Below are 14637 nucleotides of genomic sequence, written 5' to 3' on the forward strand. Positions count from 1 at the left end.
CCTTATTCGAACTCTTGTTCGCTTTCGGCATCGAACTCTTCTGCCTCAACCGGTGCAGCCTTGTCGTCGACTGGCACGGCACCGGAGAGCAGCAGCTCGCGCAAGCGGGCTTCCACTTCGCCAGCCATCACCTTGTTCTCGGCGAACAGCTTCATCACGTTGGCCTTGCCCTGACCGATCTTCTCGCCGTTGTAGCTGTACCAGGCGCCGGCCTTGTCGATCAGCTTGTGCTTGACGCCGAGATCCACCAGCTCGCCCTCTTTGGAGATACCGGCACCGTAGAAGATCTGGAATTCAGCCTGCTTGAAGGGCGGGGCAACTTTGTTCTTGACCACTTTGACGCGAGTCTCGTTACCGACCACTTCGTCGCCTTCCTTGATGGCGCCGATACGACGGATATCCAGACGCACGGAGGCGTAGAACTTGAGCGCGTTACCACCGGTAGTGGTCTCCGGGCTACCGAACATGACGCCGATCTTCATCCGGATCTGGTTGATGAAGATGCACAGGCAGTTGGCGTTCTTGATGTTGGCGGTCAGCTTGCGCAGCGCCTGGGACATCAGACGGGCCTGCAGGCCAACGTGGGAATCCCCCATTTCACCTTCGATTTCCGCTTTCGGCGTCAGGGCCGCCACGGAGTCGACGATGATGACGTCAACCGCGTTGGAGCGAACCAGCATGTCGCAGATCTCCAGCGCCTGTTCACCGGTATCCGGCTGGGAGATCAGCAGGTCGTCGACGTTGACGCCCAGCTTGGCGGCATAGATAGGGTCGAGGGCGTGCTCCGCATCGACGAAGGCACAGGTTTTGCCTTTCTTCTGGGCTTCCGCGATCACCTGCAGGGTGAGGGTGGTTTTACCGGAAGATTCCGGGCCGTAGATCTCGACGATACGACCGCACGGCAGACCACCAATACCCAGCGCCACGTCCAGCGAGAGGGAGCCGGTGGAGATGGCTTCGATATCCATGGTCTTGCTGTCGCCCAGACGCATGATGGAACCTTTGCCGAACTGCTTTTCAATCTGACCCAGCGCAGCCGCCAGTGCCTTCTGTTTGTTCTGATCCATGCCAATCTCCGCTGGAAATCGTGAGTAAGAAGTGAAGTTGGGCTAAGTATACTGTCTATTCATACAGTATCAAGCCCAATTTATCTAAGCAGAGCCAACAGACCCGACAAGGCCTGTCTCACCGCCTGCTGGCGTACCTGTCGGCGATCCCCGTCGAAGCGGGCGAGCAGGGAGTGGTGACGGCCATTGCGGTCGGCCCAGGCGAACCAGACGGTGCCGACCGGCTTGCCTTCGGTGGCGCCGCCGGGGCCGGCGATACCACTGATAGCAACGCTGATGGAGGCAGACGAGTGGGCCAGCGCGCCGCGGGCCATCTCCAGCACCACGGCTTCGCTCACGGCACCGTGCTGTTCAAGGCTATCGCTGCTCACCCCCAACATCTGCTGCTTGGCCTCGTTGGTGTAGGTGACAAATCCGCGATCGAACCAGCCGGAGCTGCCCGCGATGTCGGTGATGGCGCTGGCCACCCCGCCGCCGGTACAGGATTCGGCGGTCGCCGCCAGCCAGCCCCGCTGACCGAGGGCCCGTCCCAGCTCGATGGCAAGGTGCTCTATCTCTGCATCCAGTTTCATCACGACTCCTTCTGATCCGCTCAAGGGGCACATTATGCGATCCCGCTAGCGCCGCCCGCAACCACGGCAGACCGCCCTTGCCTGCCGCAATGTGAGGTGCCGCATCGGTGTCATGCCTTCAATAGTGCAGAACAACCGCGCCCGGAACACCCGCTCCCCCGGCGCGGCGCTTATGTGTAGAATGGCGCCATCAAGCTCAAGGCTCATCACCGCAGACACTGGCCCGCAGAGGCCCCTTCTGGAACAGAACATGACCGCACAACACCAAGCCAGCGGCGCCACAAGCTCCGCTCCCGGCGCCAATCTGAGCGCCCACACGCCCATGATGCAGCAGTACCTTGGCCTCAAGGCCGAGAACCCAGAGATCCTGCTGTTCTACCGGATGGGCGACTTCTACGAGCTGTTCTATGACGATGCCCGCAAGGCCTCCCAACTGCTCGATATCTCCTTGACCAAACGCGGCCAGTCGGCGGGCAGCCCCATCCCGATGGCGGGGGTACCTTATCACGCTATCGAGGGCTATCTGGCCAAACTGGTACAGCTCGGCGAGTCGGCCGCCATCTGCGAGCAGGTGGGGGATCCCGCCACCAGCAAGGGGCCGGTGGAGCGCAAGGTCATTCGCATCATCACCCCGGGCACCGTCTCCGACGAGGCGCTGCTCAGCGAGCGCCAAGACAACCTGATCGCCGCCGTCTATCACGATGGCCGCCGCTTCGGCTATGGCACAATGGACATCGGCTCCGGCCGCTTCTTCATCAACCAGTTCGAGAAAGAAGAGACCTTGCTGGCTGAGCTGCAGCGCACCAATCCGGCGGAGCTGCTCTACCCGGAATCGTTCGAATTCCTGCACCATATCGAGGGGCGCCGCGGCCTGCGTCGCCGCCCGGAGTGGGAGTTCGAGCTCGGCACCGCCCGCAAGCTCTTGTGCCAGCAGTTCGGCACCCAGGATCTGGTGGGCTTTGGCGTCGACAAGAGCGAGACCGCCCTGTGCGCCGCTGGCTGCCTGATGCAGTACGTCAAGGACACCCAGCGCACCGCCCTGCCCCACATCCGCAACGTGCGCCTCGAGCAGCCGGATCACGCCGTCATCATGGATGCCGCCACCCGCCGCAATCTTGAGCTGACCCAGAATCTGGCCGGTGGCTATGAAAATACCCTGGCCGAGGTGCTGGATCGCACCGCCACTCCCATGGGCAGCCGCCTGCTCAAGCGCTGGATCCACCAGCCGATCCGCGATCGGGTGATCCTGAAAGGTCGCCAGAGCACCATCAAGGAGCTCATCGAGCAAAACCTCTACGACGAGTTGGGCAACCTGCTGCGTCAGGTGGGGGATGTGGAGCGCGTACTGGCCCGTCTCGCCCTGCGCTCGGCCCGTCCGCGCGACCTCACCCGGCTGCGGCAGGCCTTCGCCCAGTTGCCCGAGTTGCAGCGCCTGCTGGCGGACAACGAACACGAAGCGGTGCAGCAGCTGGCCGAGCGCGCCAGCACCTTCCCTGAACTGCTCGACCTGCTGGAGCGCGCGGTGATGGAAGTACCGCCGGTGCTGATCCGCGATGGCGGTGTCATCCGTGACGGCTTCAATCAGGAGCTGGACGAGCTGCGGGATCTGGCCAACGGCGCCACCGCCAGCCTCGCCCGCATCGAGGAGCGGGAGAAGCTGCTGACCGGTATCAACACCCTCAAGGTGGGTTACAACAAGGTGCACGGCTTCTATATCGAGGTGAGCCGCGCCAACAGCCATCTGGTGCCGGCCCACTACATCCGCCGTCAAACCCTCAAGAACAACGAACGCTACATCATTGATGAGCTGAAGAAGTACGAGGACAAGGTACTCACCGCCCAGTCCCAGGCGCTGGCGCTGGAGAAACGGCTCTACGAAGAGCTGCTCGATACTCTGCTGCCCCACCTCGGCGATCTGCAGGATTCCGCCGCCGCACTGGCGGAGCTGGACGTGCTGGCCAATCTGGCCGAGCGGGCCGAGACCCTCGACTATCGCTGCCCCACCCTCATCGACGAGGATCAGATCATCATCGAGGCGGGCCGCCATCCGGTGGTGGAGCAGGTGATGACAGATCCCTTTATCGCCAACCCTATCCGGCTGGAGCGGGAGCGGCGGATGCTGATCATCACCGGCCCCAACATGGGCGGTAAATCGACCTACATGCGCCAGACCGCGCTGATCGTGCTGCTGGCCCATATCGGTGCCTTCGTCCCCGCCGACAGCGCCCGCATCGGCCCCATCGACCGTATCTTCACCCGCATCGGAGCATCGGACGATCTCGCCTCCGGCCGCTCCACCTTTATGGTGGAGATGACCGAGACCGCCAACATCCTCAACAACGCCACCGCCCGCAGTCTGGTGCTGATGGACGAAATTGGCCGCGGTACCAGCACCTACGACGGCCTCTCGCTGGCGTGGGCCTGTGCCGAACAGCTGGCGAGCAAGATTGGCGCCTACACCCTGTTCGCCACCCACTACTTCGAGCTGACCCGCTTGCCGGAGCTGATGAGCGGGCTGGCCAACGTCCACCTGGATGCGGTGGAGCACGGCGACACCATCGCCTTTATGCACGCGGTACAGGAGGGGGCGGCCAGCCGCTCCTACGGCCTGCAAGTAGCGGCACTGGCGGGGGTACCCAAATCGGTGATCCAGCAGGCCCGTCACAAGCTGCATGAGCTGGAGAGCGCCACTCCGGTCGCCGCCGGTGAAAGCCGCCCAGCCCCGGTGGCCCTCGCCTCGCAGCCTCATCCGGTGGTGGAAGAGCTGGAAGCGGTGCGCCCGGACGAATTGACCCCCCGTCAGGCCCTGGACCTGCTCTATCGCCTCAAGCAGCTGCTGTAAGCAGCTGCCGCCGCGCAAGCATGCAAAAGGGGAACCGCGAGGTTCCCCTTTTTATGTTCAGCGCATCATATTCAGCACCCGGCAAACCAGTCAGGCCACCGCTCGCGCCTCTCCACGGGCCCGCAGCAGGCTCTGGCGCCCCTGCCAGTAACCCTGCAGATAGCCGGACTCCAGCTTGACCGGATCCTGGGTAAAACGGGAAACCATGAAATCGGCCGGTGGCGCGATCACCTCGATCTCGCAATCGGCAGGGGGATTGGCGATGAAATCGAGCGCCCGGTTGTAGGCGCGATCCCGCTCCAGCATGGCTTGCGCCAGCGCAGGCTGGGTTTTCAGCAAGGCTTTGACCATCCAGCAGAAACGGGCCGGCTTCTTGCGATATCCCCAGGGCTCCGACAGCACCACCGTCATCCGCCGCGCCCCGCGCCGATAGGCCTCGATCACCGGAATGGAATCGCTGATGCCGCCATCGGCCATCGGGCGACCATCGACGCAGGGGGTATCGTGCTGCACCACCGGCAGGGCGCAGGTAGCGGTCAGCACCTCATCCATGTTGTCGGGCCGCACCGGCAGATAGATGGCCTTGCCGCTCGCCACATCGGTCGCCACCGCGTAGAAGGGAATGTCGCGGGCGCAGAAAGTGTCGAGATCGAGCGGGAAGCGATGGCGACTGGCTTGCCACAGCCAGCCGATGTCCACCAGATCGCCCCCTTTGACGAAACGCAGGGGATCGAGAAACCGGGAGCTGCAAGCCAGCTCGGTGATGATGTGGTGACTGCGGCGCGGCTGCTCGCTCAGATAGGAGACCAGATTGGTGGCACCGGCCGAGACGCCCATGACGAAATCGAACGGGTAGTGGTGACTTTCGACAAACGCATCGAGCACGCCGCTGGCAAAGATGCCGCGCATCGCGCCCCCTTCGACAATCAGGGCGCAAGAGTGGGGATTAAACATAACAAGGCTCCGTCAGCTGTAATACCTGCCGGGATCGATCCCGGCCCAGTGATGGACGCCTTCATGCAGAACATCAAGACGCCGCAGCAGGACGATTCAGGCTCACTCACACAAGCCAGAAGCGGGCAGGAGCAAACCTGAACCGTGAAGCGACCCCCAGTATATGCAGCGCACCAACCTTCAAAAAATGAATTTAAATAATAAAAAACATGCCTTTTTGGCATGACTTGGTTCATCAGCAGAGACGGCCCTTTATCCGGGAACAGCACCATCAGGATCAAGGCAGCCCGGGCCCGAACGTCCCGTCGACGGGGTTGTAGTGGTAGGCCCGATAATCAAAATCCACCTTATCCAAGCGCGGATTGGCCAACTCGAACAACAGGCGTCTGGGGAGCTGTGCCTGATCGAGGGAAGGTTTGAAGTGGCGCAGCCAGAGCTGTTGCAGCGAGCCATCCCGCCACGCCAGCTTGAGCCCGACCGAGATGCGGCGGATGGCGGCCTGATTATCCTTGTGGGTGTAGAAGAGGTGGAGGAAGGGATAGTGCAGCGCCACTCGCCGATCCACGGTGAGGCCGGGCAGATCACTGTGCTGCTCCTGCTCGATAAAGAGCTCGTTGGCCCCGCGGCAGAAGAGGTCGATGCGACCGCGAACCACCAGCTTGAACAGCCGCTCGTAACCGTCGATCTCCTGCACCTTGAAACCCCCATGACGCAGGATCTCCGCATCCTGCCAGCCACGCCCCTGCCCGTGCAGAAATTGCTGCAGCTCGGCCAGGGTATTGACCCTTGCCACCGCATCGGCCTGCTGCGGACTGACAAAGCAGATGCGATAACCGAGGATGCCCAGCTCCACCGGAAAACGGACGTAATCCAGCGCTCCGCTCTCCGCGGCCGGACGCAGACTGTCGGCTACAAACAGATTGGGGTATTGCTGAGTCTGCACAATCTGTCGCATCCGGATACGGTTCATCGGCGGCGCGGTTCGCAGCTCGTAGTCACCGAAGCTGTCGCGGGTCTTCTCCAGCGCCAGCTGCAACAGATCGCGAAAATAGAGGGTACGCAAGTCCCGATCGCTCTCGGGGCTGATGTGAGTGATGACGTCGCTCGCCCGTAGGGGAGTGGCAAGGAGGGAAAGGCTGCACAGCAGCAAGCAGGAAGCGAGGCGATGAAAGGTCATACTGCTCATCCCGGGGAATACACGCTCACTAGAGTGTAGCGCCGGGACGAGCCGCCTTCTAAAGGGAAACTCCGCCTACCAGAACATCCGGCCCAGCAGGGGCGCCAGCAGCACGGTCACCATGCCAGCGATCATCATCACCATGCTGGAGACCACGCCCTCTTCGTTGCCCATCTGATAGGCCCTGGCGGTGCCGGCGCCGTGGGCCGAGGCTCCAAACCCCGCCCCCTTGCCGAGACGGCTGCGAATGGCCAGCACGGTGAGCACGCTCTCCCCCACTGCCATGCCGATCACTCCGGTCAGCACCACAAACAGCGCAGTGAGATCGCTTTGGCCACCGATGGCACGGGTCGCCTCCACCGCAAAGGGGGTGGTGATAGAGCGCATCGCCAGACTGCGTTGCAGCATGTCGGAGAGATCCAGCCAGCGCGCCAGCAGCACTGTGCTACCAACCGCCATGATGACCGAGGCGACCACCCCCACCGACAGCGACAGCCAGTGGCGACGAATGAGCTGGCGGTTCTCGTAGACCGGCACCGCAAAGGCCACGGTGGCCGGGCCCAACAGCCAGAGCAACCAGTGGGATTCCGCCATGTAATCCTGATAAGGGATGTGGAACAGCAACACCACGGCCACCAGCAGGGTCGGTGCCAGCAGCAGCGGCATCAGCGGCAGGATGCGCTTTTTGCCGTAGAGCCACTTGCTGGCGTAGTAGAAGATCAGGGTCAGGGCGAAACAGAGCAGCCCGAGCAGGGTATCAGACATGACGGCGACTCCGGCGGGCCAGTTTCAGTTCGAGGCGGTAAACCCTGTCCACCACCAGCGCCGTGGTGCCGAGCACTAGCGTAGTGCTCACCAGCAGCACCACCATGATGCGCCACCCCTCCTGCAGCAGCAGATCCTGATAGTTGACCACCGCCACCACGGCGGGCACGAAGAAGAGCAGCATCTCGGCCAGCAGCCAGCGAGCACCCGCGCTGAACCACTCGGCCTTAACCACCCCGAGCAGGATACAGGCCAGCAGCAACAGCATGCCGGTGAGGTTGGCGGGCAGCGGCAGATGGAGGGTACGCACCGCTGTATCGGCCAGCAGCCAGATGGCTGCCAGCAACACAATCTGGAAGGGAGTCTGTAACCAGCGCAAGCAGAGGGCTTTCATGATCATCGTCTTTCTGTGAACCGGCTCACAGTATAGAGTTGAGCAAAACCTGCCAGAAATGAATTAAAATTATCGAATTCATGCCGCATAGGCATACTTCATCCCGTACCCGCCAACACGAGTCGAGAGAGTCCATGGATATTCGCGCCCTGCGCTATTTTGTCGAACTGGTGCGGGAGAAAAGCTTCACCCGCGCCTCTGAAAAGCTGTTCGTCACCCAGCCCACCATCAGCAAGATGATCCGCAATATCGAGGAGGAGCTGGGCCAACCCCTGCTCAACCGGGAAGGACGCCGCTTCACTCTGACCGACAGCGGCCAGGTGCTGTTCAACCGGGCCCAGACCATCTTGGCAGAGATGCAGCAGCTGGAGGCCGAACTGGCGGATCTGCAGAGCCTGCAACACGGTCGCCTCACCCTCGGCATTCCCCCCATGGTGGGTCACGTCTATGCGGATCTGATCCGCGCCTACCGCACCCGCTATCCCAAGGTGGAGCTGACCCTGGTGGAGTACGGCGGTCGCCGCATCGAACAGGCGGTGCTGGAGGGGGAGCTGGATCTCGCCATCACCATGCTGCCGACCAAAGAGGGGGGCGCCCTCAGCGCGCTGGAGCTGGATCAATACCCGATCCGGGTAGTGCTGCCAGATCAACCGCGCTGGCATGGCGAGGCACCGCTGCGGCTGGAGTCCCTCCAGGAGGAGCCCTTCCTGCTCTATACCCAGGCGTTTACCCTGAGTGAGCGGCTGGAGCAGGCGTGTCAGGAGGCGGGCTTTGTGCCGCAGGTGGCGGCGCGCAGCAGCCAGTGGGATTTTCTCACCGCCATGGTGCGCAGCGGCATGGGAGTCGCCTTCTTGCCGGAGCCGGTCTGCAACCGGCTGACCCCGGATGGTCTGGTGCTGCGACCGCTGGAGCCCGAATTGAGCTGGCGACTCGGGGTGATCTGGCCGAGCGAGCGCTACCTGTCGCGCACCGCCGAGGCCTGGCTGGCCCTCTGTCGCCAGCGGCAGGCACCTCAGTAATCGCCGAAGCGATCGGTCTGCGGATTGTAGAAGTAGGGGCGGTAATCGAAGCTGATCCCGTCGAGGAAGGGATTATCCAGTCGCAACAGTCGGCGCTGGGATAGCTTGGCAAAGGCGATGGCCGGGCCAAAGCTCTTGCGCCACAGCGCCTGTAGCGAGCCATCCTGCCACGCCAGTTGCAACCCCCGCTCGACCCGCTGCAGTGCCTCGCGATTGTTGGGATTGGTGTAGAAGACCCGAGGCAGCGGGTAGTAGATCAACAGCGCATCATCCACCAGCAGATCCGTCATCTCCTTGTGGGTCAGCTGCTCGCTGCGCAGCTCGCTCACCCCGCGGCAGAAGAGATCGAAGCGGCCCCGCGCCACCATTTTGAACAGCTTTTCGTACCCCTCCACCTCCACCACCTCCATCCCGGCGTAGCGCAGGATATCCACATCCAGCCACCCCTTGCCCTGACCGAAGGTGAACTGCCGCAGCCCCTTGAGGTCGGTCACTTTGCTCACCGCCGCCTTTTGCTGCGGGCTGACAAAACAGATGCGGTAGCTGACGATCCCCAGATGGATGGGAAAACGGACATAGGCGAGCCCCAGATCCTCACGGGTGCTGCTGTAGCTGTCCATTACAAAGAGGTTGGGATAACTGTCGAGCTGCATGCTGAGCCGCTCACGCGCCTTGGTCATGGGCGGCGCAGGATCCAGCAGATAGTCGCCAAACTGGTCGCGGGTCTTGTCGAGGGCGAGCCGCAGCAGCTCCCGATCATAAGTGGTGCGCGGATCCCGCTCGCTCTCCGGGCTGATATAGGTAAACCGGGTGGCCGCCTGTCCGGTCAGCGACAACATGCAGAACAGAGCGGCAGCCAGCAGATGCAGGGGTGACATAAACCGCGCCTTGGCTGAAGGGGGTACTTTCAGTGTAGCCCTGAGCGTGGGCGCTCGGCCCTGCCACCACCCCACGCTCTCCTCCCCTTTTCGGCCAGTCGCATCCATCAGCCTACTCCCCCACCGGAGGCGTTCTTCTGAGCGCTGTGGCATAACGCTGATAGGCAGCAGAGTCGCGCACCTGCTCGATGGCATCCCACACCTGCCGGCTTTGTCGGGGATGGGCCTGATAAAAGCGGTGAGAGAAAACCAGATAGTAGGGCTTCTCCACCAGCACCGGCGACAGCCGCTCGATGCGGGCCTGCAACTCGGGATGTGCCGCCAGAATACTGTCAGCCACCTCGGTCTGGATGGCGGTCGCCTGCGCCCGATCCATCACCAGCTTTTTCAAAATGATCAGCGGGTCACGGCTGGAGTCATCCACCTCGGCTCCCGCAGCCTGCAACAAGTCGACGATGGAAAATCCTGACTGGGCAGCCACCACGCCATTGACCCTGAGGGTGGTGCCATCCCACTGGCTCTTACCCCCCTTGAGCTGGTAGAGACTGTAACTCTCTGTCAGCAGCCGCTTGGCAGGGTCGGGTTTGCCCTCACGCATTGGATAGACCCCCACTGTGGTCGCCCGCTCGACGCTATAGCTCATCTTGATGGCCGCATCCATCTGGCCACTGCTCACCTGAGAGAGGCAGCGCTTCCACGGTAGCGGCGTCAGCACGATCTCGGCATCAAGAGCGGTAGCAACCGCCTTGAGGTGATATTGCACAACCCCCTCCCCCGATTGCAGCAGCCAGGGGTAGGAATCACTGTTTTCAAAGCAGGTACGCAGCGTAAAGGCTGGGGTCGCACTGCCGGTGGCGGGCAGCAGCAACGCAATAAAGAGCAGATAGCGGGCAGATGCGCGCATGGGCCATATCCTTGGCGGCAATTATTCCATCTCCACTATATCAGCCAACAGGAGTGAGCCAACAAGGATACATCCGGGCCACCACCGGCCCGGAGAGCAGGTTCACACCGTGCCCGGCACTACTCTTCGCCGATAGGTGCGGCGATCCACTTCATCAGCGTCAGCATATCCTGCGGCGCCACGCCGACCGAGAGGCCGCGCTTGCCGCCGCTCACCAGGATCTCGTCAAACTGCAGCGCCGACTCATCGAGCACGGTAGGCAACAATTTCTTCTGGGCCAGCGGGCTGATGCCACCCACCTTGTAACCGGTCAGCTTCTCCGCTTCCGCCGGTTTCATCATCTCCACCTTCTTGAGGCCGGTCGCCTTGGCCAGCTGTTTCAGGCTGCACATGCCGGATGAGGGAACGATGGCCACCACCGCCTGTTTGTCGTGGTGGGCGATCAGGGTCTTGAATACCTGAGCCTCCGGCAGCCCGAGCTGGGTCGCGGCATGCTTGCCGAAATCGTCGTGAGCTTCGCACTCGTAGGGGTAGAGCTTGTGGGGGATCTTGAGCTTCTTCAGCAGGTTGATGGCAGGAGTCATGATGGTTGCCTTGAATCGAATCGCATAAAAACAAGGCCAAACAGTCTGCTCCTTACACTTGGGTGATGCAAGTCACGCTCGAACGTTGATGTTCGGCAAGAGTTAGAGCAAGCCAATACTTTTAACAAACTGGTGAGGAGCGATTAGTCACATGGCAGGCCATTGCCCATTCAGTTCAATACACTCCTTACGAAACTTGCCCCATAGTTTGGGGTCTGTAACGCCATTTAGTTTCAAGCCCATATTGATCAATAGACTCCGGAAAATCCGGAGCTGGCGCAAAACATTGAACTCAGCCCGCTCATGTGTGAGATGAGTGGACGCAACCAATTGAGAAATCGAGTCATCAACTGTTGAACCATACTCCTGACGGAAATCATCCAAGGTAGCATCGAACGTTGATTCTCTGAGCTCTTTTAGGATGGCGGGAGACATAGTGGAATAGTCTTGAGCTTTAGTAATCAAGCCATCACAGACCGTGTTGATATCCGTTGTATTAGCCCATGATGCGGAAGAAACGAGCAGGAAAAGTAAATAGAGTTGGCGCATGAATAGATTCCCCCCATAAAGGCTGAAATGATGCTGCAATCAACAAATTTTGAAAAGGGCGCCTTGTCGGCGCCCTTTGGCTGGATGGATATCGCTGAAGCCTGCTGGCTTGGGCTGGCGATCAACCGGTGTTGCGCATACCTGCCGCAATACCGGCGATGGTGACCATCAGCGCCTTGTCCAGCTCGGGATGCAGGGTCTCCGGGTGGTTGCGGGAGCGGTTGAGCAGCTCGGCCTGCAGCACGTTGAGCGGGTCTGTGTAGGGGTTGCGCAGCTTGATGGACTCCTTGATCCAGGGCTGATCTTCCAGCAGATCCCCGCGCGGGCTCAGCTTCAGCACCACCTCGATGGATTCGGCGAGCTCCTGACGCAGCTGTTTGCCAAGGCCCCACAGCTCCTGCGGCACCAGACGGGTGTCGTAGTACTCGGCGAGCCAGACGTCCGCCTTGAGGAATACCATCTCCAGCATTTCGAGGCGAGTGCGGAAGAAGGGCCACTGGGCGCTCATCTCTTCCAGCACCGCCAGCTTGCCGCCGTCGATGGCCTGTTGCAGCGCCTTGTGGGCACCGAGCCAGGCCGGCAGCATCAGGCGGTTCTGGGTCCAGGCGAAGATCCACGGAATGGCGCGCAGGCTCTCGACGCCGCCGTTGGGCTTGCGCTTGGAGGGACGGGAGCCGAGCGGCAGCTTGCCGAGCTCCATCTCCGGGGTAGCGGCACGGAAGTAAGGGACGAAGTCCGGATGACCGCGCACAATGCTGCGGTAGTGATCGCAGGAGTCGGCGGCCAGCTGTTCCATCACCTCGCGCCAGCACTCTTTCGGCTTGGGCGGCGGCAGCAGGTTCCCTTCCAGCACGGCGCTGGTGTAGAGCTCAAGACTCTTGATCGCCACTTTCGGCAGACCGAACTTGAAGCGGATCATCTCCCCCTGTTCGGTGGTACGCAAACCGCCGCGCAGGGATCCCGGCGGCTGGGAGAGGATGGCCTGATGGGCAGGCGCACCACCACGACCGACGGTACCGCCACGGCCATGGAACAGGGTGAGGCGGATGTTGTTGGCTTCGGCAAGTCCCACCAGGGATTCCATGGCGGCGTACTGGGCCCAGCCAGCGGCCATCATGCCCGCATCCTTGGCAGAGTCGGAGTAACCGATCATCACGTACTGACGGCCCTGAATGTAGCCGCGATACCAGTCCACCGAGAGCAGACGCTCCATCACGGCGGTGCCTGCCATCAGGTCATCCTGGGTTTCAAACAGCGGGGCGACCGGCATGCGGAACTTGCAGCCAGCCTCTTTGAGCAGCAGTTGCACCGACAGCACATCGGACGGCGCACCGGCCATGGAGATGATGTAGATGCCGAACGCATCGGGGTCGTGCTCGGCGATGACCTGACAGGTATCCAGCGTCTCGCGCACCTCGGCGCTCGGTTCCCAGTCGTGGGGAATGAGCGGGCGACGGGAGTTCAGTTCGTTGAGCAGGAAGGCCTGTTTGTCATCTTCGCTCCACTCGGCGTAGTCACCCAGACCCAGATAGCGGGTCAGCTCGGAGAAGACCAGCCCGTGACGCTCGCCATCCTGACGGATATCCAGCTTGACCAGATGGATGCCGAAACAGGCGACTTTGCGCAGCACATCCAGCAGCATGCCATCGGCGATGTTGCCCATGCCGCAGGCGTGCAATGAGTGGTAGCAGAGCTCCAGCGGCTCGCGCAGCTGGGCGGTGGTCTTGACCAGATCCTGACTCTCGCTCGCCTGGCCCTGCACCTTGGCGGTGAGGTGCTCCTTGGTTTCGCGCAGCGCTTCACGCAGCTCGCGCACCAGCGCGCGGTAGGGCTCGGGGTGATCGCCAACGCGAGCGCGCACGGCGTCGGTACAGTCAGACATGGAGAGCTCGGAGGTGAGCTCCTTGATGTCTTTGTAGAACAGGCTCACCGCCATCCAGCGACCCAGCTCCAGCACTTCGGCAGTCACCTTGGCGGTAACGAAGGGGTTGCCGTCTCGGTCACCGCCCATCCAGGAGGTGAACTTGACCGGCGCGGCATCCAGCGGCAGCCGCACACCCAGATGGTGTTGCAGACGCTCGTCCAGATTGCGCATGAATTCGGGGATGGCAGGCCACAGGCTGTTCTCCACCACGGCGAAGCCCCACTTGGCCTCGTCGACCGGTGTCGGGCGCTGTTCGCGAATCTCGTTGGTGTGCCACGCCTGATTGATGAGCTGCTCGATGCGATTGAGGATCTTGTCCCGCTCGCGGGGCAGCAGGTCGGAGAGCTCCAGCGCCTCGAGGCAGTCGTTGAGCTGTACGTGCTTGTGGATCAGGGTGCGACGGGTCACCTCGGTGGGGTGAGCGGTCAGCACCAGATCGATATCCAGCTCGCGCACGGCCTGAATGATGGCCTCTTGCGACAGGTTGGACGCTTTCAGCTTGTCGAACATCTGCTCCAGCGGATCCGGGGTGCAGACCTGCTCTTCACAGCGACGGGAGATGGTGTGGAACTGTTCCGCCACGTTGGCCAGATTGAGGAACTGGCTAAAGGCGCGGGCCACTGGCAGCAGTTCGTCATCGCTCAGGGTGCGCAGGGTATCGAGCAGACGTTCCCGGTCTGATTCATTGCCCTTGCGGGAGGACTTGGCCAATTGGCGAATGGTTTCGATCTTGTCGAGAAAGGCCTGACCCTGATGATCCTTGATGGATTTACCCAGCAGCTGACCCAGCATACCTACGTTGGCGCGTAGTGCGGCGTACTTTTCGTTCATTCCACATCCTTATCTTGTTGGTGCCTGACACCCATCCGGGGTGCTAGACGACCTCACTTATTGTTGTGCGATTACAACATATGCTCCGTCATCTTAGGGTGACAATCTACCCAGATTGTCTGCGCAAGGTCAAATAACAGGCCGATTCAGAACATGTATTTCCATCACCACTCCACA

At 61.6% G+C, this 14637-nt stretch carries 13 protein-coding genes; 2 read left to right on the top strand and 11 right to left on the bottom strand.

The window, feature by feature from the left end; genetic code table 11:
• Positions 1 to 2: 2 nt before the first annotated feature.
• Together recA and pncC are read right to left on the bottom strand one after the other, a co-directional pair.
• A complete protein-coding gene (gene recA / locus AB5Y83_RS05640; RefSeq protein ID WP_040068994.1) occupies positions 3 to 1067 on the bottom strand; it encodes a recombinase RecA in 1065 nt (354 codons plus the stop codon).
• 80 nt (positions 1068 to 1147) lie between these two features.
• Positions 1148 to 1639 carry a nicotinamide-nucleotide amidase gene (gene pncC / locus AB5Y83_RS05645; protein ID WP_005357800.1) on the bottom strand — a complete coding sequence of 164 codons (492 nt, stop codon included), beginning with the start codon at positions 1637 to 1639 and terminating at the stop codon, positions 1148 to 1150.
• 322 nt (positions 1640 to 1961) lie between these two features.
• On the opposite strand from pncC, the gene mutS reads away from it, so the two are divergent.
• A complete protein-coding gene (mutS, locus tag AB5Y83_RS05650) occupies positions 1962 to 4481 on the top strand; it encodes a DNA mismatch repair protein MutS (protein WP_368174895.1) in 2520 nt (839 codons plus the stop codon).
• Positions 4482 to 4571: 90 nt separating this feature from the next.
• On the opposite strand, the gene AB5Y83_RS05655 is transcribed toward mutS, so the two are convergent.
• From AB5Y83_RS05655 to AB5Y83_RS05670, 4 genes are all read right to left on the bottom strand, one after another.
• Positions 4572 to 5435 carry a patatin family protein gene (locus AB5Y83_RS05655; protein WP_005357796.1) on the bottom strand — a complete coding sequence of 288 codons (864 nt, stop codon included), beginning with the start codon at positions 5433 to 5435 and terminating at the stop codon, positions 4572 to 4574.
• Between the two features lie 277 nt (positions 5436 to 5712).
• A complete protein-coding gene (locus tag AB5Y83_RS05660; RefSeq protein WP_368174830.1) occupies positions 5713 to 6612 on the bottom strand; it encodes a hypothetical protein in 900 nt (299 codons plus the stop codon).
• Between the two features lie 75 nt (positions 6613 to 6687).
• Positions 6688 to 7377 carry an LrgB family protein gene (locus AB5Y83_RS05665; RefSeq protein WP_167557112.1) on the bottom strand — a complete coding sequence of 230 codons (690 nt, stop codon included), beginning with the start codon at positions 7375 to 7377 and terminating at the stop codon, positions 6688 to 6690.
• Complete coding sequence (locus tag AB5Y83_RS05670; protein ID WP_040069042.1) at positions 7370 to 7771, bottom strand: CidA/LrgA family protein; 402 nt, start codon at positions 7769 to 7771, stop codon at positions 7370 to 7372. Before AB5Y83_RS05670 ends, AB5Y83_RS05665 begins: the two co-directional genes overlap by 8 nt.
• Before the next feature lie 134 nt (positions 7772 to 7905).
• Between AB5Y83_RS05670 and AB5Y83_RS05675 the strand changes: the two genes are divergently transcribed.
• Positions 7906 to 8790, top strand: coding sequence for a LysR family transcriptional regulator (locus AB5Y83_RS05675; RefSeq protein WP_005336083.1), 885 nt, complete (start codon positions 7906 to 7908; stop codon positions 8788 to 8790).
• Here the strand turns inward: AB5Y83_RS05675 and AB5Y83_RS05680 are convergent.
• The 5 genes from AB5Y83_RS05680 to ppc form a co-directional block, all read right to left on the bottom strand.
• Entirely contained in the window at positions 8784 to 9668 is an 885-nt protein-coding gene (locus AB5Y83_RS05680) for a transporter substrate-binding domain-containing protein (RefSeq protein ID WP_368174831.1), read from the bottom strand. The genes AB5Y83_RS05675 and AB5Y83_RS05680 overlap by 7 nt on opposite strands.
• A 112-nt stretch (positions 9669 to 9780) precedes the next feature.
• Positions 9781 to 10572, bottom strand: coding sequence for an ABC transporter substrate-binding protein (locus tag AB5Y83_RS05685; RefSeq protein ID WP_139747725.1), 792 nt, complete (start codon positions 10570 to 10572; stop codon positions 9781 to 9783).
• 119 nt (positions 10573 to 10691) lie between these two features.
• Positions 10692 to 11156, bottom strand: coding sequence for a Cys-tRNA(Pro) deacylase (gene ybaK / locus AB5Y83_RS05690; protein ID WP_033135644.1), 465 nt, complete (start codon positions 11154 to 11156; stop codon positions 10692 to 10694).
• 147 nt (positions 11157 to 11303) lie between these two features.
• Entirely contained in the window at positions 11304 to 11705 is a 402-nt protein-coding gene (locus tag AB5Y83_RS05695; RefSeq protein WP_021231250.1) for a hypothetical protein, read from the bottom strand.
• 121 nt (positions 11706 to 11826) lie between these two features.
• A complete protein-coding gene (ppc, locus tag AB5Y83_RS05700) occupies positions 11827 to 14460 on the bottom strand; it encodes a phosphoenolpyruvate carboxylase (protein ID WP_115522987.1) in 2634 nt (877 codons plus the stop codon).
• Positions 14461 to 14637: the final 177 nt, after the last annotated feature.

Source organism: Aeromonas sp. R5-4 (assembly GCF_040908215.1).
GTDB lineage: Bacteria > Pseudomonadota > Gammaproteobacteria > Enterobacterales > Aeromonadaceae > Aeromonas > Aeromonas veronii.

Bases quoted from the DNA above. Each gene is read 5' to 3' on its own strand.
- recA (WP_040068994.1), bottom strand. From the start codon at position 1,067: ATGGATCAGAACAAACAGAAGGCACTGGCGGCTGCGCTGGGTCAGATT.
- pncC (WP_005357800.1), bottom strand. From the start codon at position 1,639: ATGAAACTGGATGCAGAGATAGAGCACCTTGCCATCGAGCTGGGACGG.
- mutS (WP_368174895.1), top strand. From the start codon at position 1,962: ATGATGCAGCAGTACCTTGGCCTCAAGGCCGAGAACCCAGAGATCCTG.
- AB5Y83_RS05655 (WP_005357796.1), bottom strand. From the start codon at position 5,435: ATGTTTAATCCCCACTCTTGCGCCCTGATTGTCGAAGGGGGCGCGATG.
- AB5Y83_RS05660 (WP_368174830.1), bottom strand. From the start codon at position 6,612: ATGACCTTTCATCGCCTCGCTTCCTGCTTGCTGCTGTGCAGCCTTTCC.
- AB5Y83_RS05665 (WP_167557112.1), bottom strand. From the start codon at position 7,377: ATGTCTGATACCCTGCTCGGGCTGCTCTGTTTCGCCCTGACCCTGATC.
- AB5Y83_RS05670 (WP_040069042.1), bottom strand. From the start codon at position 7,771: ATGAAAGCCCTCTGCTTGCGCTGGTTACAGACTCCCTTCCAGATTGTG.
- AB5Y83_RS05675 (WP_005336083.1), top strand. From the start codon at position 7,906: ATGGATATTCGCGCCCTGCGCTATTTTGTCGAACTGGTGCGGGAGAAA.
- AB5Y83_RS05680 (WP_368174831.1), bottom strand. From the start codon at position 9,668: ATGTCACCCCTGCATCTGCTGGCTGCCGCTCTGTTCTGCATGTTGTCG.
- AB5Y83_RS05685 (WP_139747725.1), bottom strand. From the start codon at position 10,572: ATGCGCGCATCTGCCCGCTATCTGCTCTTTATTGCGTTGCTGCTGCCC.
- ybaK (WP_033135644.1), bottom strand. From the start codon at position 11,156: ATGACTCCTGCCATCAACCTGCTGAAGAAGCTCAAGATCCCCCACAAG.
- AB5Y83_RS05695 (WP_021231250.1), bottom strand. From the start codon at position 11,705: ATGCGCCAACTCTATTTACTTTTCCTGCTCGTTTCTTCCGCATCATGG.
- ppc (WP_115522987.1), bottom strand. From the start codon at position 14,460: ATGAACGAAAAGTACGCCGCACTACGCGCCAACGTAGGTATGCTGGGT.